Here is a 25126-nt window from a genome sequence, read left to right as displayed (position 1 = left end):
GCATTCACAATCCAACACAACCCCTTTTTTTAATTATTTTTCATTTTATCTATCACTTGCTTATTTATTCTTCTAAATTGGCCTTATTTCTGCTTTTTGGTCTATTTTTTAAGCATAATCAGCACAGGATTACTCGATTTATTTGATAATTTATTGTCTTTATCTATTTCCTGCCATTTTAAAGGGCGGCAATCTATATATTCACAGTAACCACCCTCACCTTGATAATATTCATCATTAAGATGTAGTTGATAAACAAAACTTCCAACATAACCTGCAGCTAAACCAAACTTATAATCACCACGGCTTTGTGCTTGAATATCAATTTTGGTATTTTCATCTTGATATTGCCATTCAAACTCGCGTGGTAAATACATCTCCTGATGATTTACTGTTGTGACTTTAGGGAACACCCGATGAATATTGAAACAGACCTGTCGATCAAGCATTTTTGTTTCATTGTTTTGAATATCTCGAATATAGATACGTGAATGTAAAATATTATTCATCTGATCACGACTATGCATAAAAATAATCTGTAGATCATCATTCACTTGAATCAATTGATATGTATACAGCGCATAAGGTAGATAAGGGAAATTCACTGTTTTCATATATTCAAAAACAGCATTTTGTTCAATTTCGTAATTTTGATCTTTGTATTGAATTGTCCCTTTACAATGCGCAACCAAAGACCAGTGCTGTGCAAATCCAAATTTCAAATGAATAAAATGAGAAATTAAAGGCATTGTTGTAATGCTTAAATTCACACTCAATTCGTCATCTTGTCTTTGAATAGTAAAATCAGGAATTTTTCCAAACACTTTTTCTTTTTGACCAAATGTATAGGTCACATTGCTCTTTTCATCAAGGTGAAATTGGCATTCATGCTGAATTGAATATGAGTTTAATTGTCCCACCATATGGGGGCTGGAGCTGACCAGTAAGGTTGCTGTATCTAAAGCAGTTGTTGAGATTTCATTGTTATTGCAAAAAACAGGACTATTAGGCTGTCCAATCAAACTAAAAAAATTGAGGTAATGCAACGGCGCGGGTAAATTGGCAAGCACTAATTTTTGATGAATAATTTTATATCTGTCTTGTGGGGGATGACAGCAAAGTTCTATAGGCTTTTGAGCTTGATTCAGCTGTTTAGACTGATCTAAGAAATCTTGAAACAACCGCATATCAAGCCCCCTTACCTTTTTATCTTTTATTCAACAGTATTCTTTCTCGCTAAGAATGTTGTCACAAAACCAGAAATCGCATAGATAATCGAAATGACTAAAATCCCTACTGGAATATTATAAGTGATTGCTGCAAGGATAAAAACTGCTATAGGCAATACAAAGAATGGAACACGTTTACGGTCTACTGTTTTAAAAGAATAATATTTGATATTTGAAATCATCAACAAACCTACTGCAATGATAACAAATGCATTGGTCGCTTGAATCGCAACATCTTTTAAATCAAAAATATAGGTAAAATCTTGTCCAACCCATACCCATGCAATAATAATAATTGCTGCCAATGGGCTTGCCACACCGATGAAATAACGCTTATCGACCACACCAATTTGTACATTAAAGCGGGCTAAACGGAATGCAGCACATGCGGTATAAACAAAACAAGCAGCCAAGCCAATCCGTCCTAGATCATGCAAACTCCAGCTATACATCAAAATTGCTGGGGCAACACCAAATGCCAAGAGATCTGAAAGAGAATCGAATTGTTCACCAAAAGCACTTTGTGCACCAATTGCACGAGCAACACGACCATCTAAACCATCAAATAGTGCTGCAAGGAATATCGCATAAACGGCTTGAGTGAAGTCACCATTCATACTGGCAATGATCGAATAAAAGCCAGATAACAACGCAGATGTTGTAATTAGGTTAGGCCACAAATAGATTCCGCGACGTTTGACCTTCTGCCCTTCATGGGTATGCTCTTCTTCTTCCACTTCAAAAGTAATGCCATCAAATCCATGGTCTTGATTAGAAGAGTTTGGGCTTTCTGGTTTATTTATATTTGTCATTTTTTGAATCCTATCTATGGCTCTTATAGAGCTGTTGATATCTCACTTAAATATTTTATCACATTCATTTTTAAGTGAAATTGATGTGAATTACTCAATGTATTTCGTCTTAATTTGTAATTCACACCATCGTTCATGTTTCTGTTGATATCCAATCGAATGGATTATTCACCCACTAACCAGCGAACAGCAGCATGTCCACCATTTTCACTCATACGTAAATGTGGGAACAACCATTGCAATGCCTCATCAGCATCGTTAGAGAATTTCCAAGGTGGGTTAATCACCAACAAACCACAACCATTCAAGCCGACTGGTGTGTCATCTGGCCAAACACAAACTTCACAGACCAACTGACGGCGAATCCCTGTTTTCATCATTTTCTTTTCAAAACGATCAATCATGGCACGGTCTTTAATTGGATACCAAATGGCAAATACGCCTGTTGGCCATTTTTTATGTGCAGTGGCAATCAACTCGACCAATTGCGGAAAGTCTTTACGTTCTAATTCATAAGGTGGATCGATCATCACCAAACCACGTTTTTCTTTTGGAGGAATAACCCCCAAAAGACCTTCATAAGCATCACGCTCATGTAAACCCGCACGTTTATCGCGAATATTAAAATACAATTGTTGAAACACATCACGCTGCATTTCAAAAATAGTCGCTTTATCAATATCACGCATGCCTTCAAGTGCAAACCACGGTGAACCTGGATAAGCGCCTTTACCTGAACCTGCACGCATATCTTCAACAATTTTAAGATATTGTTTTACACCTTCAGGCGCATTACGTTTAATCGACTCATCCAGCTTAACCAGACGATGAATCCCCGTTAAGAATTCACCTGATTTTTGTGCTTCAGAAGTAGATAAATCATATTTACCTGCACCACCATGTGTATCTATATAGCGATATGGTTTGTCTTTAGTATTTAGACGTGTCAAAAGTTGCAGCAATAACACATGTTTCATGACATCGGCAAAGTTGCCTGCATGGAAATGGTGACGGTAATTCATGTTTCGATTAATTCCTGAGTTCAACAATCATTTTAACACGAAAAAATATTTCTTCACTGTCCATCGTTTGTTCTAATATAACAACATATCTTTATTGCACTATTTTTTGGTAATTTATGGAAGCGCTGCTACTCCCAAAGTCATGGAATGTTGATCAAATTCTTGATGATTTAGATCAACATGGATTTACCATTATTGATAATGCTTACCCCGCTGAATACGGACTTCAACTGGTTGCAGAATGTACTTCAAATTTAAATCGCTTTCGTGAGGCAGCAATTCAAAATGGCGTGATCAGCAATATTCGCAGCGACCATATCTTGTGGATCAATGAAGAGCTTACGATAGCACAACAACATATTGATGCACTCAAACAGCTCTCGCAAATTTTAAACTACTCATTTTATTTAGGCATTCAGGATGTAGAAGCACATTTTGCCTGCTATAACGCAGGTGAATTCTATGCACTTCATCGCGATAATCCGCAAGGTAAAAATGGCCGTATGATTTCTACGGTGTATTATCTACACCAAGAATGGCAGGATAATTGGGGTGGAAAGTTACACTTACAGGATAAAAATAATGTTTGGCATATTATAGATCCCCAGCCTAATCGTATTGCCATGTTCCAAAGTGATTTATTACATGAAGTGCTAGAAGCCAAACATCAGCGATTATCAATTACCGCATGGCTAAGAAGCGACAATACTGTGTTGTAATATACTCAGTTTTCAAATTTGCAACGCTGTATCTCTATAGGCCAAGCTTTAAATTATTGAAATAGACCTCATAATACTCTTCATAAATTCAGAGGATTCAGCACATGTTTGATAATACAAAACAAATCATCTCGCGTATTGGGGAAACAGATCAATTGTATTTGTCAAGCAATACACCTGAACTTGCACTTGAACGTGGGGACTTACGCTTACAACTGGTCACTCAAAGTCATTCAAAGCAGGAACAAATTCATTTCTTGCAAGAAGCCATTGTTTTACTTGAAACTGCACGATTTGAATATGAAGAAATGCCAATGTCAGTCTACATTCAGCTTTCTTTGCATTTGGCCAAAGCCTATATGATTTACTTTGAATTGACCAAAGAATCACGTTATGCCTTGATTACGCAGCAAATTTTAAAACCATTGGCACAACATCATCATGCTGATATTTACTTTATGTTGGCTTATGCATCTGTGAGTAAAAATGAATTTGCATTGACTCGTCACTGGCTGAGTAAATATATCAAGACAACTGATTTTGATTTAACCTTACTGCAACAACACACTGCCTTTAGACCTGTTCGCAATGAAGCTTGGTTTAGTCAAATGATTCAGTCTAAATTACATTGATCAGCGCTATGCCCATTCAAAATAACTCAATTTGTTATTCGTTTTGATCAAAGCTAATTTGATCAATACTAAATAGAAAAGATGGCCATAACGGCCATCTTTTTTGTTGCTCTGGGGGAAACTAAATCATTAGGCTGTTAGCTTATACGCATCTAGATGTAATTGTTGGTTTAACTCATCAATCCAAATTGCCCAATCATCATCTTGTACCAAATGACTGATTAATAAGTCACGTTGAGATTTATTCCAAAACGGCGCTTCATGTAATGAAAGATTTGCTGGCAATTGATGAGTGCGTACATATAGCTCAATTGCTGCGGGACTATTTGCCAAACCAAGTTGAGAAAATAGTAATTCTAAGGATGGTGTGTTCGTCCTGAGCATATTGCCTCCTTATATAAATTTATTTGTCATCTTTTATTCAATTAACTTATAAGAAAATAATTTTAAAAGATAGTCTAGATTTTAATTTTCTTGTTTCAATTTGTGATTAAAAAACAAACAAATGTTGGCTTAATATAAATTATCTATTCTCAAGATGTTTGATTTGAAGCATAAAAAAAGCACTCTAAATAGAGTGCTTTTTCAAAATTAATCTTTAACAGATTAAATTTTAATTATTTAAGCATATCAGCAATAGCTGCGCGCTCTTCTTCAAGTTCTTGAAGAGTTTTGTCCATACGTTCACGGCTGAATGCATCAATTTCTAAGCCTTCAACACGAGTGTATTCGCCATTTTCACAAATTACAGGAACACCGTACATCACACCTTCAGGAATTCCATAAGAACCGTCAGAAGGAATACCCATTGTTACCCATTCGCCATTGGTGCCAAGCGCCCAATCACGCATATGATCGATCGCAGCATTTGCAGCAGAAGCAGCAGAAGAAAGACCACGCGCTTCAATGATTGCAGCACCACGTTTACCAACAGTTGGAAGGAATACGTTTGCGTTCCAATCAGCATCGTTGATTTTGTCTTTTAAGCTTACGCCATTTGCAGTTGCAAAACGGTAGTCCGCATACATTGTTGGAGAGTGGTTACCCCAAACTGTAAGGTTTTTGATATCCGCTACAGCAACACCCGCTTTTTGAGCAATTTGAGTCAACGCACGGTTGTGGTCAAGACGTAACATTGCTGTAAAGTTCTTCGCTGGAAGATCTGGAGCAGATTTCATTGCGATATAAGCATTTGTATTTGCAGGGTTACCTACAACAAGTACTTTAACGTCACGGCTCGCAACTTCGTTAAGTGCTTGGCCTTGACCAATGAAGATTTCACCGTTCACTTTCAACAAGTCAGCACGTTCCATACCAGGACCGCGTGGACGTGAACCAACCAATAACGCGTAGTCAGCATCTTTAAATGCAACTTTTGGATCATCAGTACCGATCATGCCAGCCAATAATGGGAAAGCACAGTCATCTAATTCCATCATTACGCCTTTAAGCGCAGCTTGAGCTTTCTCAAATGGAACTTCTAACAATTGCAAAATAACGGGTTGGTCTTTACCAAGCATTTCACCGCTAGCGATACGGAATAATAAGCTGTAACCGATTTGACCAGCTGCGCCAGTAACGGCAACGCGAACAGGTTGCTTCATGTAATTATCTCCAATGAGGATCGTTAATGTGATTAAACGGTTAAATCCGTTTTAATCGAATTATCATAAACGGCAAAGATTGTACTCCAATCCTTTAACAGTTGCATGTAAAAGAGAATGCTTTTCAACAAAAGTATGATAGGAAATATAAATAAAATTCCTCAGAAGAACTAATAAGTCCCTTTGATCGAGAATGTATTTGGGCAGTTTGAAACAATGTGATTTGAACATTGTTTATACTGACCATTGACCCGATAACACACTTGAACCTCGGTTAACACTGGGTTTGACGATGAACTTTGACAAGTAAAACGGATACTGTCGTTATTCATTCCCGGGTTTAATCTAACAAATTGAGTTTTTAACGCATTATGTTGCACATTTTTGTTTTCAGAGCTGGTTAAATCTGCAGGAATTTTCAAACGATCTGCTAAATTAATCACAGTTCTAAAATATTGACTCGCGTTCATTGGAACACAGCCACCCACGCTACGCCACAACTGAATACGTGCATTTTCCTCAGGCATTACCCGTGCAACCACCTTAGCTTGTAAAGGGGTCAAACTTGCAGATGTATTGGTGGTGCAATTCCGCTCTGTCGTTTCAGGTAACAGACCTGTGATTGTCAATGAATAACCTTCGAGACATTTGCGTTGCTTTTGTTTTGAAGAATCAAGTGCACAGACAGCAGGTGTCAACTGGACTTGCATGACATAGCCTTGTAATTGCGGTGCAGCATGTAACTGCACATTGAGCCCAAACAATCCCGCAAAGCATAAGCTCCATGCTAAGCAAGATTGTTTCAATTTACGCAAAATTTTGAAAATCATTGATTTACCAACAAAGTTTCATCCAAGTCCAAATAGTTTTATTGTGAAACACGGGTTGGAATAACAGGCATACGACTTTCAATCGCTTGAGGCCCTTGTCCCAACAAGATTCCATAATGTGCTGCATTGGTCATCACATTTTTTACATAGTCACGTGTTTCATTCAGAGGAATAGATTCTGTATATTGATCTGCTGAAAGATTTTGATAATCTGGCTGCCAACGTTTCGCGCGATTTGGCCCAGCATTATACCCTGCGGTTGCCAAGACAGGATTACTGCTTAATTGACCATGAATCATCGACAGATAGAAAGTACCATAGCGAATATTGGTATTGGCATCACTGAGCGCAGCAGGATTATAAGTTTCACCCATTTGTTTTGCCACCAACTTTGCAGTGCCTGGCATGATTTGCATCAAACCACCTGCACCAACATGTGAGCGAGCAGCAGTTACAAAACGGCTTTCTTGGCGCATTAAACCATAGGCCCAAGCAGGATCAATACCCGCATTACGGCTATGACTCACCACCAACGACTGATGAGGTGTTGCATAACGATAAACATAGTTATGTTTTTTCTCAGTACGTTCTGCCGCATAAATTGCACGATCATACCAGCCCATATCAGTTGCACGTTTTGCCGCAGCAAGCAGCAACCCATCATCATGTTTTAAGTATGCCTGACGTACCGCCCAGTTCCATTCCCTATTGGTATAAGTTGCAGGCGCATTAATATTTCGTAAAGTAAATGCACGACGGAAATGAATATCGCTATTTAAGCGTTGTTGGTCATCAGTTGAAGGCTGTTCTCTGGCAGGGCTATCATTATACTTTTGCCCCAAATGATCTTTGGCAAGCAGATTATGATAATCATCACCCGACATTGCCAATCGTTGATAGATATCTTTAGCGGTTCTTTTAGATTGTGCATCATTGCGTTGTTCTGAAGCACGCGCCAACCAATATTGCCAACGGTCTTCTTGCTTTTGTGTCACGCTCATACTGTCTATTGCACGAATCACACTTTCCCAAGCCCCAAATCGAATGGCTTGTCGTGCATAAACTTCTGCTTCTTCTGCACTGAAAGGCACACCATAGCTTGCATCAAAATTTTGCAGTACTTCACGATTAAAATTATTTTTCATGACGGTCGTTCCACCGATATAACCGACTGTACGATAAATATATTTTTGTACATCTGCTGGTACACCCTGAACCAACTTAGGTACCGACTGCAAAGCGCTGGTTAAATCCGTATCTGCTGCACGACCCAATGCATAAACCAAATAAGCATAATCTTCTACATTGTTTTTTGGTGCAGACCATAAATAATTTAATGGATTGGTTTGGATTTGGTTCAATTGGGTTAACGATAAATTAACGCCAATCGTTTGTGCGGTAGCGATGGCTAGACCAGACTGCCCTGCTCTCAGTTGTGCATATAATCGTTGTTGGCGATCTTGGGCGGTCATGAGTGGGCTACTAAGCATCATGCGGCCTAAACCATTGCATGATTCAGGTTGAGAATTGGTTGCCAACCAAACATCTTTAAATTCAGCATAGACCAAAACGTCTCCAGTTTTCGCACGAACTTGAGCAACAGCACAACGTTCTGCTTGATCTGGATTAGAGACATATTGCAATACAGGTTGCGCGCTGGCGTAATCTGCTTGTTTCACCTTTTCTTCGACATAATCCGCAGCTAACTTTTCCGCCATCGCCGATTGAGGATAACGTTGCGCAAAGCTAATAATATTTGCAGAAGGTTGAAAAGCGAGATTTGAATTCAGTGACCAATACTCAGGATAATAGCCCAAAGCATCATTTTGCATTGAAGAACGATACTGTTCTAAAGCGCTTGGATTATTTGCATTACGTAAAGCATCATTAAACTGCTCTTCAGCAGCATGGGCCACTTGCAGGCTTGTACATGCAACTGTTCCTAAAAGGTAAAGTTTTAATTTATTTTGCTTAAGTTGCTGCTTTAACACCGTTTTTCTCTCAACCTGCATGATGTGCCTTTAACATACTGATGCACTTATTTGTGCCTAGTTTAATTATTCTAATCCATTTCTACTGTTGTGTTATGTAACCTTATGATTCATCATTAATATTGTTCTCTATTTTTTCTTCATAATTTTCATTTTCAATGCCCTACAATCCAATAAATGGCAATAGCCGCTAAATATTTTACTGAGTTCACTCTAAATGCTATAAAATGGCGCGCCTTTTATGAGTCTGTTAAAATAGCAGGCTTAGTACACATTCAAAATTCCCTTTATTCATAGGAAAGACGCCTCCATGACGGTTCAAACCTTCATTCCCAATGGTGCCAAAGCTGCCTCAGAAAACACTGTAACCCAGCCACAGCACACCCCAGCCGACGGTGCAGTTAAAAAACTGTATATCGAAACGCAAGGGTGTCAGATGAATGAGTATGACAGTCATCGTATGGCAGATCTTTTAGGCGACTCACACGGTTATATTTTAACCAAAGATCCAAGTGACGCAGATATCCTGTTAATGAATACCTGCTCAATTCGAGAAAAAGCCCAAGAAAAAGTATTTTCTGAGTTGGGTCGCTGGCGCAAATTAAAAGAAAAAAATCCTGATCTCGTCATCGGTGTTGGTGGATGTGTTGCTTCTCAAGAAGGCGACAACATTCAAAAACGTGCACCGTATGTCGATATGGTTTTTGGCCCTCAAACCTTGCACCGTTTACCGCAAATGCTGGATCAGCATGTTGAGCAAATTGAAAAGCCGAAGAAAGACAAAATTAAACTTGTAGATATTTCATTCCCAGATATTGAAAAATTCGACTTTTTACCTGAACCGCGTGTTGAAGGTTACAAAGCGTTTGTTTCAATCATGGAAGGTTGTTCGAAGTACTGTTCTTTCTGTGTGGTTCCCTATACTCGTGGTGAAGAAGTTTCTCGTCCTTTGGATGATGTCTTGGCAGAAATCGCCGGTTTGGCTGAAAAAGGCGTTCGCGAAATTAGCCTTTTAGGACAAAATGTAAATGGCTACCGTGGTGAAACTTTTGAAGGTGAAATTTGTACCTTTGCAGATTTATTACGTTTGATTGCAGAAATTCCAGGAATCGGTCGTTTACGTTATACAACATCCCATCCGCTCGAATTTAATGAAGATTTGATTCAATGCTACCGTGACCTGCCACAAATGGTTTCACATCTGCATTTACCAGTACAAAGTGGCTCAAATGATGTGTTACAAGCGATGAAGCGTAACCACACCATTGATGTCTATATCGAAAAAATTGCCAAACTGCGTAAAGCTCGTCCAGATATGCATTTATCTTCAGATTTCATCATCGGCTTCCCTGGTGAAACTGATGCACATTTTGAAGAAACCTATCAGTTTATCCAAGATTTAGACTTTGATCATTCTTATAGTTTTGTTTATTCAAAACGTCCTGGCACACCAGCGTCTGAATTACCTGATGACACCTCTGATGCAGTCAAGAAAGAACGTTTAGCCAAAGTTCAACACTGGATTAAGCAATCAAGTATTCGTAAAACCGATGCGATGTTAGGCACCATTCAACGTGTACTGGTTGAAAATGTTTCTAATAAAGATCCAAATTTATTGGTCGGTACAGCTGACAATACACGTTTAGTAACATTTGTAGGTGACGCCTCTTGGGTCGGACGCTTTGCAGAGATTGAGGTTACAGAGATTAAGACCCTAAATTTAGTTTATGGAGAACTCTTGAATCTTGAGCCTGACGTGGCGTAATGTAAGGGTATAGACTTTACTTTAAAAAAGGATATCTCTTGACTGCAGCGATTCGACGTACAGTAGCTTTTCCAGGTATTTCAGTTGAACGTTTAAAAAGCATGTTAGGTGCTTATAACGGTCATCTGAAACAAATCGAACAACGTTTAAATGTCAACATTTCTCATCGCAACGATAACTTCTATATCGATGGTGATTTAGAAGCCGTTGAGAGAGCTGAAGGTTTATTGCAGCGTTTGCATGCAGAAGCTGAACTCTCTCAGCAAATCAGTGCTGATACGATTCATTTGATGATTCAAGGCAGCCAAACTGACCGTGAGTTACAAGACGACCTTTCAGACAATGAGCATACCGGTTTAGATGACGTCTGGTTGCAAACGCGTAAAGGTCGAATCAACCCTCGTGGTGCCAATCAAAAACGTTATGTACAACGTATTCTACAAAGCGATATTTCTTTCGGAATCGGCCCTGCAGGTACAGGTAAAACCTATCTTGCAGTCGCTGCTGCGGTAGATATGTTAGAACGTAATGAAATTCAACGTATCCTTTTGGTTCGCCCTGCTGTTGAAGCTGGGGAAAAACTCGGTTTCTTGCCGGGCGATTTAAGCCAAAAGATCGACCCATATCTACGCCCGCTTTATGATGCATTGTATGAAATGCTTGGCTTCGAAAAAGTTGCAAAACTGATTGAGCGTCAAGTGATTGAAGTTGCACCACTTGCTTATATGCGTGGTCGTACATTAAATCATTCCTTTGTAATTCTCGATGAAGCACAAAACACCACCCCTGAACAGATGAAGATGTTTTTGACCCGTTTAGGTTTTGGTTCTCGTGCAGTGATCACTGGGGATATTACACAGGTCGATTTACCACGCGGGCAACAGTCTGGTCTTGCTCACGCATTGCGTATCATCGAAAAGATCAAAGAAATTCACATCACTCGCTTCCATTCCCGAGATGTCGTTCGTCACCAGCTGGTACAAAAAATTGTAGAGGCTTATGAAGGATGGGATAGTGAACAATACCGTTTAAGTGCTGAAGCACGTGCAGAACGTAAAGCACGTCAAGAAGCCTTAATTTCTGAAAATGATTCTGCCGCAGATGCTCAACATGAAGAACATACTGCTGCAAATCAGGAAAATGTTTAAGGACTGTTTTTGAAACTTAGCTTATCGTTGCAACAAGCGTTTGAAGCACCAGAATTGGTGCTCAAACGTGTCTATGTAAAAAAAGTCATTGAAACAACGCTACGTCATATTGATGTAGACCAAGATTGTGAAATCGGAATTGCGTGTGTTGATGAAGATGAAAGTCACAAATTAAATTTTGAATATCGTGAAAAAGACAAACCCACCAATGTATTGTCTTTTCCAAGTGAGATTCCAGAAGAAGTTTTACCCATGCTCGATGCATTACCCATCGGTGATTTAGTCATTTGCATCCCCGTGGTTTTACAAGAGTCGATTGAACAACAAAAAACACCGATTGAGCATTTCACTCATATGCTGGTTCATGGCACCTTACATTTAATGGGGTATGACCATGAAACTTCAGATGATGATGCCGAGGAAATGGAAGCACTCGAAATTGAAATCTTGAAAAAACTAGGCTTTGAAAACCCTTATACCGTTAAAGAAAGTTGATTTTATAATCAACAAAAAATCCCTCTGCTCTAGAGGGATTTTTTGTTTCATTCAAATGAGATGCCTTTCAAAAAACTGATCTCATTCAAAATCTAAGTATTTGAATACATCATCATGGTGTATTATCGGAAACTCTCCCAAATCCCAACTTGCCCGTCTTTGACACGTGGAATATTGCCTAATTTAATCCAAGGCATATTGTCACCATGGAAATCACTCCCCACAGACACTTTTAAACCGTGTTCAGCAATCATTCGATCGACCATTTGTCGTGTTGAAGCGGGTTCCATTGCGGGTGGAAGCTCAACAGCATCACCGCCATATTGTGCAAATATTTCAATTAAATAACGAGTATTTGTTGCTGATAAATCATAACGTGTTGGATGTGCCAATACTGCAAAACCTTGACTCTCATGAATCACCTGAATGGTTTCTGCTAAACCTAAACCATCAAATTTCACATAGGCTTTTTTACCTTCCTTAATGTATTTATCAAATGCCTGCTGTGCGCGCTGAACAAAACCCTTTTCTACAAGCGTCTTGGCAATATGCGTTCGAGTAATCCGATCAGGTTCACCATCTACCTTTGCCACAACTTCTGCATAAATATCCTGATGAATCAAAGGAATTAGCAAATCACAGATTTGCTTGGCTCGCTCAGCACGAATTTTCTTCTGTTGCGTTAAAAGCTGTTGTAATGGTTCAGGATTTTGCATATTGAGCGCAACAATATGCACACCATAACTTTTTTTAGTCTCAGGTCTGGACCATTGACTAGAGATTTCTACACCTGAAATGATTTGAATTGGTTGATTTTTTGCAAATTGTTCAGCTTGTATTAAGCCATCCATGCTATCGTGGTCCGTCAATGCAAGTGTATGTATGCTTTTCTCGATGGCAGCTTGAACCAATAACTCTGGCGTCAGAGTCCCATCAGAAATATTACTGTGAGTATGTAAATCTATGCCTTGCATCTTTTATACTATCCCATCAACCTGAACAGACTAGATACTTTAACATGAAAGCACTTTTAGACTTTGTGCCCCTCATAATTTTCTTTTATTTATACAAAACGGTTGATCCTAAAAACACCGATCATCCATTATTACAATTGATCGGCTCAGCAGGTGGTGTAAATAACAACAACATTCTTGTTGCAACTACAGGTCTGATTATTTCAATGCTTGTGGTCTATGGTGCGTTATTCATTTTCCAAAAATTCCGTCTGGATAAACAACAATGGTTTGTTTTGTTCATGACCGTCATTTTTGGCGGAATCACCTTAATGTTGAGTGATGACTTCTATATTCGCCTGAAAGCTGCAATTTTGAATTTAGCCTTTGCTGGCGCGTTCTTACTCTCTCCCTATTTTGGTAAAGAAAAGAAGCCACTCATTCAAAGATTATTTGGTCCTGTTTTAAACCTGACTGAAAAAGGCTGGAAAAATCTAAACTTTGCATGGGCTGCAATGTTCATTGTCATGTCTTGTTTACATATTTTCTTCGCATTTTTATTTGCAGGTGGAAAATATTGGGGTGAATTTACAGCATTTGGTGACATGATCGTCATGTTTTCCTTTATTATTATCCAGTTTGTTATATTACGAAAACACTTTAAATCTACCGATGAATAAAGTGTTTTAGAAAATCGAGAAATATCATGCCATTATTTGTAATTACGTGTACAGATCAAGCAGGTACAGTAGAAAAACGTCTTGCTGTACGCCCACAACATTTAGCTCGACTCGAGCAGTTAGATGCTGAAGGCCGTGTCATCGTGGCTGGCGCGATGCCGATTGATCGTGAAAATCCACAAGCAGGTTTTTATGGCAGTACTTTAATTCTCGATTTTGACAGCCGTGAAGCTTTGGATGAATGGTTAAAAGACGAACCTTTCTTAAAAGAAGGGATTTATAGTCATATTGATGTTAAACCATTCAATAAAGCATTGCCTAAGGGATAACATAATGCGCGTTGTCGTCCAAAGCTTACTTAGCCTGACTTTAAGTTCTTTTGTACTTTTATCACCTGTTGTATCGGCTGAGCCTACTCAATCTTCAGCGACTCAAGCAACGACGGCAGCGCCTACTCAGGCGACCCAACCTGTTGCACCGCCAAAACCGAGTATTATTCCTGCTGTAGCAGGTGCAAATTCCAGCACCCAAACACAGGCGCAAGCACAAGAAAATAAACCTTTAACGGCTGAACAAATTAGCAAAGAAAAAGCGTCTCAAGATGCCAAAGCTAAAGCTTTGGTTAAAGACCAAGCAACACGTTTACAGCAACTTGAAAAGGCCAATTTAGAAGCCCTTTCACAGAACCAAGAATTACAACTCAAAAATGACAATCTGGGTGTACAAGTTCAAGTTCTACAAAGTGAACAAAGTGCGCAAATGTTCTTATATGGTGCTGCGACCATTGCTGTTGGTGTTTTACTTGGCTTTTTAATCGCAAGCTATATCTATACCAAACGTCGTCGTCAGTGGTAAGCCACTGCTTCGACATTACGCTTAAAAAGTTTCACGCTATAACCTGATACTGCGAAATGTCAGGTTTTTTCATTTTAATTATCAAAAGGTAATCTGCTTTGTCAAATGCCATTCAAACTGCCGATTTAGACTGGCAATGTATTGATGGAATTGAAGTTCCAATTTCCAAACAATTTGGTGATGTCTATTTTTCTAAAGACAACGGGTTACTTGAAACCCGACACGTATTTTTGAATGGTAATGATCTTTCAACACGACTTGCAGATTTAGATGATTTTGAATACTTCTGTGTTGGTGAAACTGGCTTTGGTACAGGATTAAATATTTTGGCATTGTGGCAACTTTGGCACAATGTTCGTCCAGATAATCACAGCCACTTACATGTGATCAGTGTAGAGAAGTTCCCCTTGTCTAAACAGGATTTAACCCGTGCGTTAAAGGTCTGGACTGAACTTCAACAATTTTCTGATCAGTTGATTCAACACTATCCATTGCCCATCGCAGGTTGTCACCGCTTAAGCTTTCCAGAAGCGCGTTTTTCAATTGATCTGTGGTTAGGTGATGCACATGATGTATTTCCAGCAATGGTTAAAGCCCAACAAGTTAACGCATGGTTTTTAGATGGATTTGCACCCTCTTGTAATCCAGACATGTGGGAGGACAAAGTTTTAAACAATATTGTTAGACTGTCAGATTTTGGAACAACTTTTGCCTCATTCAGCGTAGCAGGTGTGCTTAAACGGGGTCTAAAACAGCATGGAATCACTATTTCACGTCCGCGTGGTTTTGGTCATAAACGTGAAATGCTAAAAGCCATTTGGAATCCATCTGAGCAAGCAGTCGAAGAAAATCAATCTCAGTCAATGGACCTTGCAACGCAAAACATTCAAAAAAAAATACGGAAAACCCAAAATAATTTAAATCAACGCCACATTGCCATCATTGGTGCTGGAATTGCAGGTTTAAGCTGCGCATGGGGATTTGCCCAAAGAGGACATCAAGTTACGATTTACGACCAATCAGCGCCTTTAGCAGGTGCTTCTGGTAATCCTCTGGCCTTATTAAATCCGAAACTCTGCCCTATCGAGCAAAGTTCGGAACATTTAATGACCTTGGCTTGGCAACATGCCCTACAGCACTATCCAAAATTTCAGGCTTTTCGTCCTATTGCCGTTCAACAATTAGCACAAAAAAATGCTGAACATTTATTAGATTTAGCAGCACAATATCCTCAAGGTTTACTCAAAGCTCAAACAGCCGATGCTTTAGAGCCACAAACTACACTTGAGAGTTTACAGCTCACTCAAGCGGGTTCAATTTATCCCCAGCAACTCAAAGACCAAATCCTTGAACATCCGCTGATTCAATTTAAACATGCTCACATTCATAGTATTGTTCAATCGAATCATCATCAATTAACACTACAAGATAGCCAGCACACAGATCTTGGTGATTTTAATCATGTGATTGTCTGTTGTGCCAAGGAAAGCCATGCTTTTTTTGAGCAGTTCCCGATACTCAAACCGATCCGTGGACAAGTCAGTTGGCTCAACAATGTTAAACACCGATTAGATCCGCACTATGCCTACAGTTATGGTGGCTACTGCATGCAGCTTGATGAGCAGCATTTGATTTTAGGTGCTTCTTTTTATCCCAATCGTGATGACACTGAAGTTTTGCTTGAAGACCATGTGCATAACTATGAACTTATCCACAGTGTGTTTCCACAATACGCAGAATCACTCTGCAAAGTTGATGAATGGCACGGGCGTGCTTCTGTACGAGCCCAAAGTCTGGACTATTTTCCATTACTGGGAAAAGTTGAAGCTGAGAAAGAGGTTTATACATTTTCTGGGCTGGGCTCTAAAGGTTTTTTATTTGCGCCCTTGTGTAGTGAAATATTGGTGGCTTTGGTCCTTAATCAAGCTTGCCCAATTCCCCAAAATTTATTGCAAAAATTAAATCCAAACCGCTTTCAAAAGAAAGTAAAAGCCAAAAAACCTTATTTTAAACCGATTCAATCATGATTCTTTTTTATTAATTATCTGTAATAAAAAAGCGCCTTTCGGCGCTTTTTTACGAACCCTGTTCTAATGGGAGACCTGCATCACGTGCTGCACGTGTTCCCCCCATAAGTACAACGTAATCACGAGAATCATCTAAACTCTCTAATTTTTCAGCAGCTCGAGGCGCTTTACTTCCACCACCACATAAAATGTAAATGGACTGATCCGAATTCACTTGAGTCAAGCTCTCAGCACTTAAACCATCTATAGGCTGATTTACAGCCCCTTTTACATGGCCTTCGGCAAAGGCTTTTGCATCACGAACATCCCAGATAACTGCATTTTCTGGGAACTCAAATGTTGTAATTTCTAATTTACGGATCATTGTGCACTCCTTTGATGTAAACAACACTTGGCAAATGAAGAAAACATCCCTAGCATCTCAGATATTCTTTCCATTTGTAAAGGTCTAAACTATGCCATCTTTCGATATTGTTTCAGAATTAGAGATTTTTGAAGTAAATCATGCTGTTCAAAACACACAAAAAGAAATTGCGACACGCTTTGACTTCCGTGGTCAGGACGTTTCAATCGAAATTAATGAAAAAGCCAAAGAAATTAAAATTTCAACTGAAAGTGATTTCCAGTGTGAACAAGTCTATAGCATGCTTGAAAATCATTTCTTTAAACGTAAAATCGATATTCAAGCCCTTGATCCACAAAAAATGACGGCTTCAGGTAAAAATATTGTGCAAGTGATCAAGCTTAAAGATGGACTTGACTCAGATACCGCAAAAAAAATTAATAAAGCCATTAAAGAAAGTGGCGTCAAAGTGCAATCTTCTATCCAAGGTGACAAGATACGTGTAACTGATAAAAAGCGCGATACATTACAGCAAGTTATGGCATTTTTAAAAGAACAACAATTCGGTGTACCTTTACAATTTAATAACTTCAAAGACTAAGGTCTTTAGCAACACTATAGGTTAAGACATGACTCAGACCAACCGTTTATCTAAACTTGTGAAAGCGACTTCTAAATTCCCTAAAGGCATTCGTAGTACGCTCTGGAGTAAGGCATTTGGTCGAGTTGTGCCTATGGTGGGCACAGCCAATATTAAGTACCTAGAAGTCAGTCATTCAAAAGTTGTGGTGGAAATTAAAAACCACCGTGCTATGCAAAACCATATTGGACAATTACACGCTGTTGCAATGGCGCTGATTGCTGAAACAGCAACAGGCTTTGTCACAGGTATGAATGTTCCTGATAGTTCAATTGTATTGATCAAAAGCATGCATATTGAATATAAACGACCGTCTAAAGGTGATATGACAGCAACAGCGACATTGAGCAAAGAACAAATTTTAGAAATGCAAAGCTCTGAAAAAGGTGAAACGCTGGTTCCAGTCACCATTATGGATGAGTCTGGAAAAGAGCCTGTAGAATGCCAAATGGTGTGGGCTTGGGTGTCAAAAGAACGCCTAAAAAAGAAATAAATACAAATCTGCAAATGTAAATAAAACTTACTGCTCAGTAAGTATAAAATTTACCAAAGTACAAATAATGAGTGACGATTATTCACTATATTCATGCTTATTTACTCATCAAGATGGTGTTATTTCCACCACCATCTTGAACTATTGAGATTTGAACTATAGAGAATAACCATGCGATCAGCTACGCCAAGAAAAATTATTGTACTCAGCCTCATTCTAAGCCCTATTTTGTTTCTCACTGCATGTGCCCAAAATCCAAATCACGTTGCTACTACTGCAACGGGCAACACATTAGCAGCGAATTCAACCACCCAACAAGCGCAACAAAATAAAGCCATTGTGACTGATTTTTATGAAGGTGTATTTCAAAAGCATCAAGTTAAAGCATATGCAGATCGTTATATTGGTAACCAATATATTCAGCACAACCCGCGTGTTCCAGATGGTAAAGCGCCCTTTGTAAATCACTTTACCCAGTATTTCCAAAAAAATCCTGAAGCAAAAAGTGTAATCAAACGTGCTGTCACAGAAGGAAATTTAGTATTTTTACACGTTCATTCAGCTCAAAATCCACAAGATCGTGGTGTTGCAATTGTCGATATCTTTAGAGTCGAAAATGGAAAAATTATTGAACACTGGGATGTACAGCAAGCTGTTCCAGAATCAAGCGCCAACAGCAATACCATGTTTTAACACAGTATTTAAATCAAACGATCTAAGCACCTATTCCATAAAAAATCCCAAACAATGTTGGGATTTTTTATCTTGAGCATTTAAGCACTTTGCGACGCTAAATACTTCTGCTTTACATCTTCAGGAATTTGGCGTTTATTTCCCGCAACATCTACAGCAACAAAAGTAAATACACCTGCGGTAACACGCTTGGCAGCACGAGAACTGTCATGACTATCCCAAACTTCGATCTGCATTTGAATCGATGTATTACCGACCTTTAAAAGCTTGGTATAACAACTAATCACATCCCCCACTTTTACGGGAACAAGAAAAGTCATCTGATTAATCGAAATCGTTGCACAACGCCCTTTACTAAAGCGTTCTGCATGAATTGCACCAGCCAAATCCATTTGTGAAACAATCCAACCACCAAAAACATCACCACTCCAGTTTGTATCTGCTGGCATTGCGATGGTTTGTAAAGACAGTGTACCTTCAGGTTTTACATGAGAATCTGACACAATAACTCCGAGCCCGTGAATTACTTATGGGCATTCAATTGTTGATCTAACCATTCTTGTAATTGGTTAGCACGTAACGCACCACTTATTCTAGCAACTTCCGTAGTTTTATTCATTAAAACCAAGGTTGGAATGCTGCGAATATTAAATGCACTACTTAACCGTGGATTCGCTTCAGTATCAATTTTAGCAAAAACCACATGGGGGTTATTTTTTGCAACTTCAGCAAAATGCGGTGCCATCATTTTACAAGGACCACACCACTCTGCCCATAAATCAATCATAATTGGCAAATCACTATGGCTGACAAAGTTACTGAAATTTTGTTCATTTAACTCAATAGGAGCAAGTGTAATCAAATTTTGATGACATTGACCACAAGTGGGTTGAGCATTTAATTTATCTTCGGGAACTCGGTTTTTTGCGCCACATGATGGACATACAATAATCATCTAGCTCACTCCAATATGTTGATGTAAAAACTCTAATTGGGTCAAAATTGATTTTTCCAACCATTTCCCATGATAAATATCAAAATGTGCCATATCCCATTCATGATATTGTACAAAAGGTGCAATATTTGTCGCCGTTTCCCGACTAGATTCAATCGGGATAAAACTGTCTTTTTTAGCAGCAATAAATAGCACAGGAATATTAATACTTCTGACGGTCTGAATTGGTCTAAAACGAATTAAATTAAAAAATACCCGTGCTGGAACTTCCCCACTCCAAAAGTAGTCTGGATTTACAATCGACATATAGCCGTTATAACTATCTTTGGTCGGAATAAAGCATAAATCAAAGGGATGTACTACAGGTAAGGTTCGTGGAAGCATACCAACTTTTGCCCCCATATAATCTTGACTAGATATTTTTAATGCCTTGGGTAACTGTTGAATTGGAAACAATTTTGCCGTTTCTGCTCCATCCACATAAGGCACTTGCACCATAATGGCTTGGACACTTTTTAGCTCACTTGCAAGACTAAGTACATAGCCGCCACTCAAAGAGGTTCCCCAAAGCACTATTTTTTTTGGATTAATTTTCTTTTGAGTTGCGACATAACTGACTACAGTTTTCCAATCATCCAATTGATTTTGCAGTGAAATTAGTTCACGAGGAAAGCCTGTACTTCCTCCCCAAAAACGATAATCAAACAGCACAACCGCATAGCCTGCCTGTGCAATTTTTTGCGCATAGCTCACCAACTTAAATTGTCTTAAACATGCAAATCCATGAGCCATAATAATAACAGCAGGTTTTTTTAGATTTTTAGGTCGATAAAAATCCGCCGCTATGACTTCTTGTCCAATGGGAATATATAGTGGTTCAACTGTATATGCGTACATACACACTCCATTGCGTTATCTTTTATAGATATTTCTTTTATAAATCTTTTATCGTTCAAACTCAGTTCTGAGCTTAATGCTATTATATATAGCATATTGGATTTTAAATCATATAGGAGTGACGAAATGAGTGAAAATGTTGGTTTTGCTGGTCAAATTGGTCCAGAACATATTGCTCAAGTGGCAGAAAAAGGCTTTAAGTCTGTAATAAATAATCGTCCTGATTTGGAAGGCGGAACGGAACAGCCTACAAGTGCTCAAATAGAAGAAGCTGCACGTGCTGCAGGTTTGGACTATGTATTTCTACCTGTTGTTGCTGGTCAAATCACAGAAGTTGATGTTAGAACCTTTGCCAACCGCTTTAACGAGCTTCCAAAACCAGTACTTATGTTTTGTCGTACAGGGAATCGTTCAAATAACCTCTATCAAATTGCAAAACAAATGGATTTATTAGACGACGAATAAATTCTCATGAATATAGAAGGCATTCCGTTGAATGTCTTTTGGTTCACCTTAAATAGAAAAGCTTAAGTTTTTACAGCAATTCGAATAGATTACGCTTTTAAAATTTTGCAACAATTTAAACAGATCTGTTTAGTGAGTCAAACAAGTATTGTACCTATGCTTAAATGGTTATATGACAAACTAAGCAAGTTCACGATATGATCTTTGGCATCGTTTCGTCTTTTCTATAATTTAAAAATAAAGGGATCTTCACATGCAACAGGCTCTATTTGGTGGTGGCTGCTTTTGGTGTACCGAAGCCGTATTTTTACAACTCAAAGGTGTCAATCACGTAGTCAGTGGTTATGCTGGCGGGCATACTCCCAATCCAACTTATGAAGCAATTTGTAATGGGGATACCAATCATGCTGAAGTGATTTTGATTGAATTTGATGAACAGCAAATCAATTATCAACAATTACTCACGGTTTTTTTTGCAATTCATGATCCAACCACATTAAACCGCCAAGGTAATGATATTGGAACACAATATCGTTCGGTGATTTATTACTTCAATGAACAGCAAAAACTTGAATCTGAGCAATTTATTGAGCAGCTCAAAGCAGATGGTTTAAATATTGTGACTGAACTCAGTCCAGTACCCACCTTCCATCCTGCCGAAGAATATCATCAGAACTTCTTTGCCCGTAATCCTGCACAAGGTTATTGTAATTTTGCCATTCCACCAAAATTACTCAAACTCCATAGCCAATTTCAAGATCTTTTAAAAGACTAAGATCACTGAAATAGTTCACTTTATGCAACAAAAGTGAAGTAACCCAATAGTTAAAATATCAACATAAAAAAACCTCCTTAAAAGGAGGTTTTCAAATATTTATAATTATTTAAATTAATTATCACTCATAAATGCAAGATCATTTAATCCTGCTTCACTTGCACGAGACATCACTTGTGCAACGGTATCATAGCGAGATTCTTTATCCGCTCTCAACTGTACAGCTGGTTTTACTGGCTTTTGACCTTCTTCATCAAATCTTTTAGCCAATTCATCTAAAGTGATGACTTTATCATTCCAAGCCACATCGCCATTCTGATTGATACTGATGGTAATTGCTTCAGGTGGAGGCGCGATTACTTCAGCAGTGGTCTTTGGTAAAGTTAATGGTATCGATGGGTTAGCAACGGTGGCTGTCACCAAGAAGATGATCATCAATACCAACATAATATCGATCAGCGGAATGAGGTTCATCTCATTCATGCCAGAATCGTTGTCTTCTCCCAATTGAAAAGCCATTAAGCTTGACCTCCAACTAAACCTTTACTGGTAGATTCAGATTCAACTTTTTGCGTTGAAGAATCTTGTTGTAACATCGTATCAATTAACAAACCATGTGCTTGATCTTGCAACTCATTTGACAATGTACGGTTAAAACGTACGCAAATGTTATATGCCAATACCGCTGGAATCGCAACAGCAAGACCTAGACCGGTCATGATCAATGCCTCACCAACTGGCGTTGCAACTTGAGCTAAACCTGCTTGACCACTTTTACCTACAGCAACAAGTGCATGGAAGATTCCCCATACTGTACCAAATAAACCAACAAATGGTGCAAGTGAAGCAATCGTTCCTAAAACTGAAACACCTTTTTCAGCATTGGCCTTTTCTGCTGAGATTTGACGGAGTAAAGCTTGTTCTGCAACCGCTTTACGTTGATCAAAGCTTAATGGCGCAAGCTTGGCTTTTAATGCTTTTAAAGCCTGAGCAAGGTGATCTTGAGCAACTTGCTTGAGTTGACGCGTGCCTAAAATACGCAAAATGAACACAGTCCACGTTGCAATAGACATTGCCAATAACACGAAATACAGTGTCTTACTGACCGCATCAGCATGTTGCCAATAAACTGAAAAGTTCATATGCACATTTCCTAATTCTTAAAAAAATTATTTACTTTTTTGAGACCGACAATGCAAAATCTTGCCTAATTTTAAATGGTACACCCGCACCATTTTCTCTATAAGCTTTAAATTTTGCAGATTGAGTCTGCTTAACAACATAACTATCTAAACTTGAATTACCGCTAGATTGAAGAATACGGACATTGGTAATATTTCCGCCCGCATCCGCAGTAATTTCTAGATTCACAACCTTTGTTCCATCTTCTGGAGACATCAGTTTAAGTAATTGCTCTTTTGCGATACGTGGACTACGACTCCAAGACACCTGGCCTTCGCTTACATTACGCGGCGTGTTTCTTTGCTCTTGCTCACGACGTTGACGATCACGCTCATCTTGCTCACGTTTTTGACGATCACGTTCATCTTGTTCACGTTTCTGCTGTTCCGCACGCTTCTGATCATCTTGACGTTTTTGCTCATCTTGACGTGCCTTATCCTGCTTCTGTTGCTCTTCTAAACGCTTTTGTTCTTCAAGCTTTCTTGCCCGATCATCATTTTCTACAGGTTTTTTCTGCTCAATGATTTTTGGCTTAACCACAGGTTTAGGCTCAACTTTCTTCTCTATAGGTTTCGGTTGAACTTTAGGTTTGATGGGTTCAGATGGAGGAGGTGGCGGCGGTGGAACATCTTCTTTTAACTTTAAAAATTTGATTTTTAAAGGTTCTTTCTTTATTTGAGGCAGTTCAAATGGTTTCATATGACTTACCCCCCACAACACACCTACGTGCCCGACAACAACTGCTAACACTGCAGCAAGGACTTTTTTCTTCATCGGTGGTGGCGTTTGAAGTGGTGCAATGGAAGACTGACTCATAAGAATCTAAATACCTAAAATTGAGCAAACTACAAAAAATTATTCAGTTTGTAGATTAAGCTCATCGGATAGAACAATTAAAGTGCAACAATGATAAATGAGAAGTGTTTTCATTTGCAACTGGTTTTTCAATGTTTTTAATCGATTTTACAAATTAAAAATAAAAAAAGGATGCATAAAGCATCCTTTTTTATGACTAATATTAAATGAATATTCACATGTTATTGAAAAACAACAGTCTTATTGCCATCGACAATAATACGGTCTTCTAGATGCCATTTTACCGCTCTAGCAAGTACGTTACGTTCAACGTCTTGGCCTAATTCACGCAGTTGATCCACAGTAAAATCGTGGTTTACTCGTTCTACATCTTGCTCAATGATTGGACCTTGATCCAGATCAGCCGTCACATAATGCGCTGTTGCGCCAATCAATTTAACGCCTTTTTCATAAGCCTGTTTATATGGATTTGCCCCCACAAAAGCAGGTAAAAATGAGTGATGAATATTGATCACTTTCATTTCCCACTTTTGTACAAACTCTTCATCGAGAATTTGCATATAACGCGCGAGAACCAATAAATCATTCCCTTGCATTAACTCATCGATCTTTGTATAGGCTTCACGTTTATTTTCTTTGTTGACAGGAACCACATAGAAAGGGATACCAAAGTTTTCTACTGATTCGCGTAAGTCTTCATGGTTTGAAACCACTTGGGTAATTTCACAAGGTAAGCCACCACGCGAATGACGCCATAACAACTCAAGCAAAGCATGGTCAACTTTAGACACCAAAATACCGACTTTTTTAATGTCGCTCACTAAAGCTAAACGCCAATGCATACTATAACGTTCAGCCACGTTGGTTGCGAAAGTTTGAATGAGACTCTCACGACGGGATTGCAAATGATCAAGTTCAAACTCAACACGCATAAAATAACGCCCGCCCTGAGCTTCAGTTGCGTATTGATCAAGCGCAGTAATGTTCGCGCCCTGATGATACAAAAAGCTCGATACAGCTTGCACGATTCCTGGCTTGTCTTCACAAGTAATCAGTAGACGTGCTGTGTTGGCAGTAGTCATGTTCATGTTGATGGATATCACTT

30 protein-coding genes are annotated in these 25126 nt (G+C 38.8%); 14 read left to right on the top strand and 16 right to left on the bottom strand.

Annotation, left to right across the window (positions count from 1 at the left end):
- Positions 1 to 101: 101 nt before the first annotated feature.
- The 3 genes from AC07WY_RS19310 to AC07WY_RS19300 all read right to left on the bottom strand — a co-directional run bounded on the left by AC07WY_RS19310 (position 102) and on the right by AC07WY_RS19300 (position 3063).
- On the bottom strand, positions 102 to 1187 hold the full coding sequence (locus AC07WY_RS19310) for a DUF6670 family protein (protein WP_494736933.1): 1086 nt from the start codon (positions 1185 to 1187) through the stop codon (positions 102 to 104).
- A 26-nt stretch (positions 1188 to 1213) separates the two neighbouring features.
- Positions 1214 to 2041 carry a CDP-diacylglycerol--serine O-phosphatidyltransferase gene (gene pssA / locus AC07WY_RS19305; protein ID WP_004717950.1) on the bottom strand — a complete coding sequence of 276 codons (828 nt, stop codon included), beginning with the start codon at positions 2039 to 2041 and terminating at the stop codon, positions 1214 to 1216.
- A 164-nt stretch (positions 2042 to 2205) separates the two neighbouring features.
- Complete coding sequence (locus AC07WY_RS19300; protein ID WP_004717951.1) at positions 2206 to 3063, bottom strand: 23S rRNA (adenine(2030)-N(6))-methyltransferase RlmJ; 858 nt, start codon at positions 3061 to 3063, stop codon at positions 2206 to 2208.
- A 116-nt stretch (positions 3064 to 3179) separates the two neighbouring features.
- Here AC07WY_RS19300 and AC07WY_RS19295 point away from each other — a divergent pair, with 116 nt between their 5' ends.
- Complete coding sequence (locus tag AC07WY_RS19295; protein ID WP_494736932.1) at positions 3180 to 3782, top strand: 2OG-Fe(II) oxygenase; 603 nt, start codon at positions 3180 to 3182, stop codon at positions 3780 to 3782.
- A gap of 104 nt (positions 3783 to 3886) precedes the next feature.
- Entirely contained in the window at positions 3887 to 4414 is a 528-nt protein-coding gene (locus tag AC07WY_RS19290; RefSeq protein ID WP_494736931.1) for a hypothetical protein, read from the top strand.
- A 129-nt stretch (positions 4415 to 4543) separates the two neighbouring features.
- Here AC07WY_RS19290 and AC07WY_RS19285 read toward each other — a convergent pair whose 3' ends face one another.
- From AC07WY_RS19285 to AC07WY_RS19270, 4 genes are all read right to left on the bottom strand, one after another.
- Positions 4544 to 4798, bottom strand: coding sequence for a DUF2789 family protein (locus tag AC07WY_RS19285; protein WP_004717957.1), 255 nt, complete (start codon positions 4796 to 4798; stop codon positions 4544 to 4546).
- A gap of 233 nt (positions 4799 to 5031) precedes the next feature.
- Positions 5032 to 6018, bottom strand: a complete 987-nt coding sequence (locus AC07WY_RS19280) for a malate dehydrogenase (protein WP_004717959.1) — start codon at positions 6016 to 6018, stop codon at positions 5032 to 5034.
- A 170-nt stretch (positions 6019 to 6188) separates the two neighbouring features.
- Positions 6189 to 6848 (bottom strand): ribonuclease T2 family protein, encoded by a 660-nt coding sequence (locus tag AC07WY_RS19275; RefSeq protein WP_004717962.1) that lies wholly within the window; start codon positions 6846 to 6848, stop codon positions 6189 to 6191.
- 38 nt (positions 6849 to 6886) lie between these two features.
- Entirely contained in the window at positions 6887 to 8860 is a 1974-nt protein-coding gene (locus AC07WY_RS19270) for a lytic transglycosylase domain-containing protein (RefSeq protein WP_154130947.1), read from the bottom strand.
- A 289-nt stretch (positions 8861 to 9149) separates the two neighbouring features.
- Between AC07WY_RS19270 and miaB the strand changes: the two genes are divergently transcribed.
- The 3 genes from miaB to ybeY are packed head-to-tail and all read left to right on the top strand — an operon-like array spanning position 9150 to position 12247.
- The gene (miaB, locus tag AC07WY_RS19265; RefSeq protein ID WP_494736930.1) at positions 9150 to 10604 is read left to right on the top strand and encodes a tRNA (N6-isopentenyl adenosine(37)-C2)-methylthiotransferase MiaB; all 1455 of its coding nucleotides are present in this window, start codon (positions 9150 to 9152) and stop codon (positions 10602 to 10604) included.
- Positions 10605 to 10642: 38 nt separating this feature from the next.
- Entirely contained in the window at positions 10643 to 11752 is a 1110-nt protein-coding gene (locus AC07WY_RS19260) for a PhoH family protein (RefSeq protein WP_004717967.1), read from the top strand.
- 9 nt (positions 11753 to 11761) lie between these two features.
- Positions 11762 to 12247 (top strand): rRNA maturation RNase YbeY, encoded by a 486-nt coding sequence (ybeY, locus tag AC07WY_RS19255; protein WP_004818840.1) that lies wholly within the window; start codon positions 11762 to 11764, stop codon positions 12245 to 12247.
- Between the two features lie 122 nt (positions 12248 to 12369).
- Here ybeY and AC07WY_RS19250 read toward each other — a convergent pair whose 3' ends face one another.
- Positions 12370 to 13221 carry a PHP domain-containing protein gene (locus AC07WY_RS19250; protein ID WP_494736929.1) on the bottom strand — a complete coding sequence of 284 codons (852 nt, stop codon included), beginning with the start codon at positions 13219 to 13221 and terminating at the stop codon, positions 12370 to 12372.
- Between the two features lie 44 nt (positions 13222 to 13265).
- Here AC07WY_RS19250 and AC07WY_RS19245 point away from each other — a divergent pair, with 44 nt between their 5' ends.
- From AC07WY_RS19245 to mnmC, 4 genes are all read left to right on the top strand, one after another.
- Positions 13266 to 13880, top strand: a complete 615-nt coding sequence (locus tag AC07WY_RS19245) for an inner membrane-spanning protein YciB (RefSeq protein WP_004717972.1) — start codon at positions 13266 to 13268, stop codon at positions 13878 to 13880.
- 26 nt (positions 13881 to 13906) lie between these two features.
- On the top strand, positions 13907 to 14209 hold the full coding sequence (locus AC07WY_RS19240; protein ID WP_494736928.1) for a YciI family protein: 303 nt from the start codon (positions 13907 to 13909) through the stop codon (positions 14207 to 14209).
- 4 nt (positions 14210 to 14213) lie between these two features.
- The gene (locus AC07WY_RS19235; RefSeq protein ID WP_056516941.1) at positions 14214 to 14735 is read left to right on the top strand and encodes an SH3 domain-containing protein; all 522 of its coding nucleotides are present in this window, start codon (positions 14214 to 14216) and stop codon (positions 14733 to 14735) included.
- Between the two features lie 98 nt (positions 14736 to 14833).
- Positions 14834 to 16762 (top strand): bifunctional tRNA (5-methylaminomethyl-2-thiouridine)(34)-methyltransferase MnmC2/FAD-dependent 5-carboxymethylaminomethyl-2-thiouridine(34) oxidoreductase MnmC1, encoded by a 1929-nt coding sequence (gene mnmC / locus AC07WY_RS19230; RefSeq protein ID WP_494736927.1) that lies wholly within the window; start codon positions 14834 to 14836, stop codon positions 16760 to 16762.
- Between the two features lie 49 nt (positions 16763 to 16811).
- Here the strand turns inward: mnmC and AC07WY_RS19225 are convergent, their stop codons facing one another.
- Complete coding sequence (locus AC07WY_RS19225) at positions 16812 to 17126, bottom strand: rhodanese-like domain-containing protein (protein ID WP_004717980.1); 315 nt, start codon at positions 17124 to 17126, stop codon at positions 16812 to 16814.
- A 91-nt stretch (positions 17127 to 17217) separates the two neighbouring features.
- Here AC07WY_RS19225 and AC07WY_RS19220 point away from each other — a divergent pair, with 91 nt between their 5' ends.
- The 3 genes from AC07WY_RS19220 (at position 17218) to AC07WY_RS19210 (ending at position 18931) form a co-directional block, all read left to right on the top strand.
- The gene (locus tag AC07WY_RS19220) at positions 17218 to 17706 is read left to right on the top strand and encodes a YajQ family cyclic di-GMP-binding protein (protein ID WP_004717983.1); all 489 of its coding nucleotides are present in this window, start codon (positions 17218 to 17220) and stop codon (positions 17704 to 17706) included.
- A gap of 28 nt (positions 17707 to 17734) precedes the next feature.
- A complete protein-coding gene (locus AC07WY_RS19215; RefSeq protein WP_004717985.1) occupies positions 17735 to 18238 on the top strand; it encodes a DUF4442 domain-containing protein in 504 nt (167 codons plus the stop codon).
- A 171-nt stretch (positions 18239 to 18409) separates the two neighbouring features.
- Complete coding sequence (locus tag AC07WY_RS19210) at positions 18410 to 18931, top strand: nuclear transport factor 2 family protein (protein ID WP_494736926.1); 522 nt, start codon at positions 18410 to 18412, stop codon at positions 18929 to 18931.
- A gap of 80 nt (positions 18932 to 19011) precedes the next feature.
- On the opposite strand, the gene AC07WY_RS19205 is transcribed toward AC07WY_RS19210, so the two are convergent.
- From AC07WY_RS19205 to AC07WY_RS19195, 3 genes are all read right to left on the bottom strand, one after another.
- A complete protein-coding gene (locus tag AC07WY_RS19205; RefSeq protein ID WP_154130156.1) occupies positions 19012 to 19380 on the bottom strand; it encodes an acyl-CoA thioesterase in 369 nt (122 codons plus the stop codon).
- A 74-nt stretch (positions 19381 to 19454) separates the two neighbouring features.
- Positions 19455 to 19886, bottom strand: a complete 432-nt coding sequence (gene trxC / locus AC07WY_RS19200) for a thioredoxin TrxC (protein ID WP_004818833.1) — start codon at positions 19884 to 19886, stop codon at positions 19455 to 19457.
- Positions 19887 to 20783: an alpha/beta hydrolase gene (locus AC07WY_RS19195; protein ID WP_004717989.1), complete on the bottom strand. Its 897-nt coding sequence runs from the start codon at positions 20781 to 20783 to the stop codon at positions 19887 to 19889.
- A 126-nt stretch (positions 20784 to 20909) separates the two neighbouring features.
- Between AC07WY_RS19195 and AC07WY_RS19190 the strand changes: the two genes are divergently transcribed.
- Both AC07WY_RS19190 and msrA read left to right on the top strand, forming a co-directional pair.
- Complete coding sequence (locus AC07WY_RS19190) at positions 20910 to 21248, top strand: protein tyrosine phosphatase family protein (RefSeq protein ID WP_209828087.1); 339 nt, start codon at positions 20910 to 20912, stop codon at positions 21246 to 21248.
- A gap of 253 nt (positions 21249 to 21501) precedes the next feature.
- Complete coding sequence (msrA, locus tag AC07WY_RS19185; RefSeq protein WP_494736925.1) at positions 21502 to 22023, top strand: peptide-methionine (S)-S-oxide reductase MsrA; 522 nt, start codon at positions 21502 to 21504, stop codon at positions 22021 to 22023.
- Positions 22024 to 22137: 114 nt separating this feature from the next.
- Here msrA and AC07WY_RS19180 read toward each other — a convergent pair whose 3' ends face one another.
- From AC07WY_RS19180 to purU, 4 genes are all read right to left on the bottom strand, one after another.
- On the bottom strand, positions 22138 to 22542 hold the full coding sequence (locus AC07WY_RS19180; protein ID WP_004717995.1) for an ExbD/TolR family protein: 405 nt from the start codon (positions 22540 to 22542) through the stop codon (positions 22138 to 22140).
- The gene (locus AC07WY_RS19175) at positions 22542 to 23165 is read right to left on the bottom strand and encodes a MotA/TolQ/ExbB proton channel family protein (RefSeq protein ID WP_004717997.1); all 624 of its coding nucleotides are present in this window, start codon (positions 23163 to 23165) and stop codon (positions 22542 to 22544) included. Before AC07WY_RS19175 ends, AC07WY_RS19180 begins: the two co-directional genes overlap by 1 nt.
- 31 nt (positions 23166 to 23196) lie before the next feature.
- Positions 23197 to 24021: an energy transducer TonB family protein gene (locus AC07WY_RS19170; RefSeq protein WP_494736924.1), complete on the bottom strand. Its 825-nt coding sequence runs from the start codon at positions 24019 to 24021 to the stop codon at positions 23197 to 23199.
- A 221-nt stretch (positions 24022 to 24242) separates the two neighbouring features.
- The gene (gene purU, locus AC07WY_RS19165) at positions 24243 to 25109 is read right to left on the bottom strand and encodes a formyltetrahydrofolate deformylase (protein WP_016539263.1); all 867 of its coding nucleotides are present in this window, start codon (positions 25107 to 25109) and stop codon (positions 24243 to 24245) included.
- Positions 25110 to 25126: the final 17 nt, after the last annotated feature.

Source organism: Acinetobacter sp. GW821-FHT01C12, from assembly GCF_059422625.1.
The sequence above is the reverse complement of the archived record's forward strand: the minus strand, read 5'-3'. Positions and strand labels throughout refer to the sequence as shown.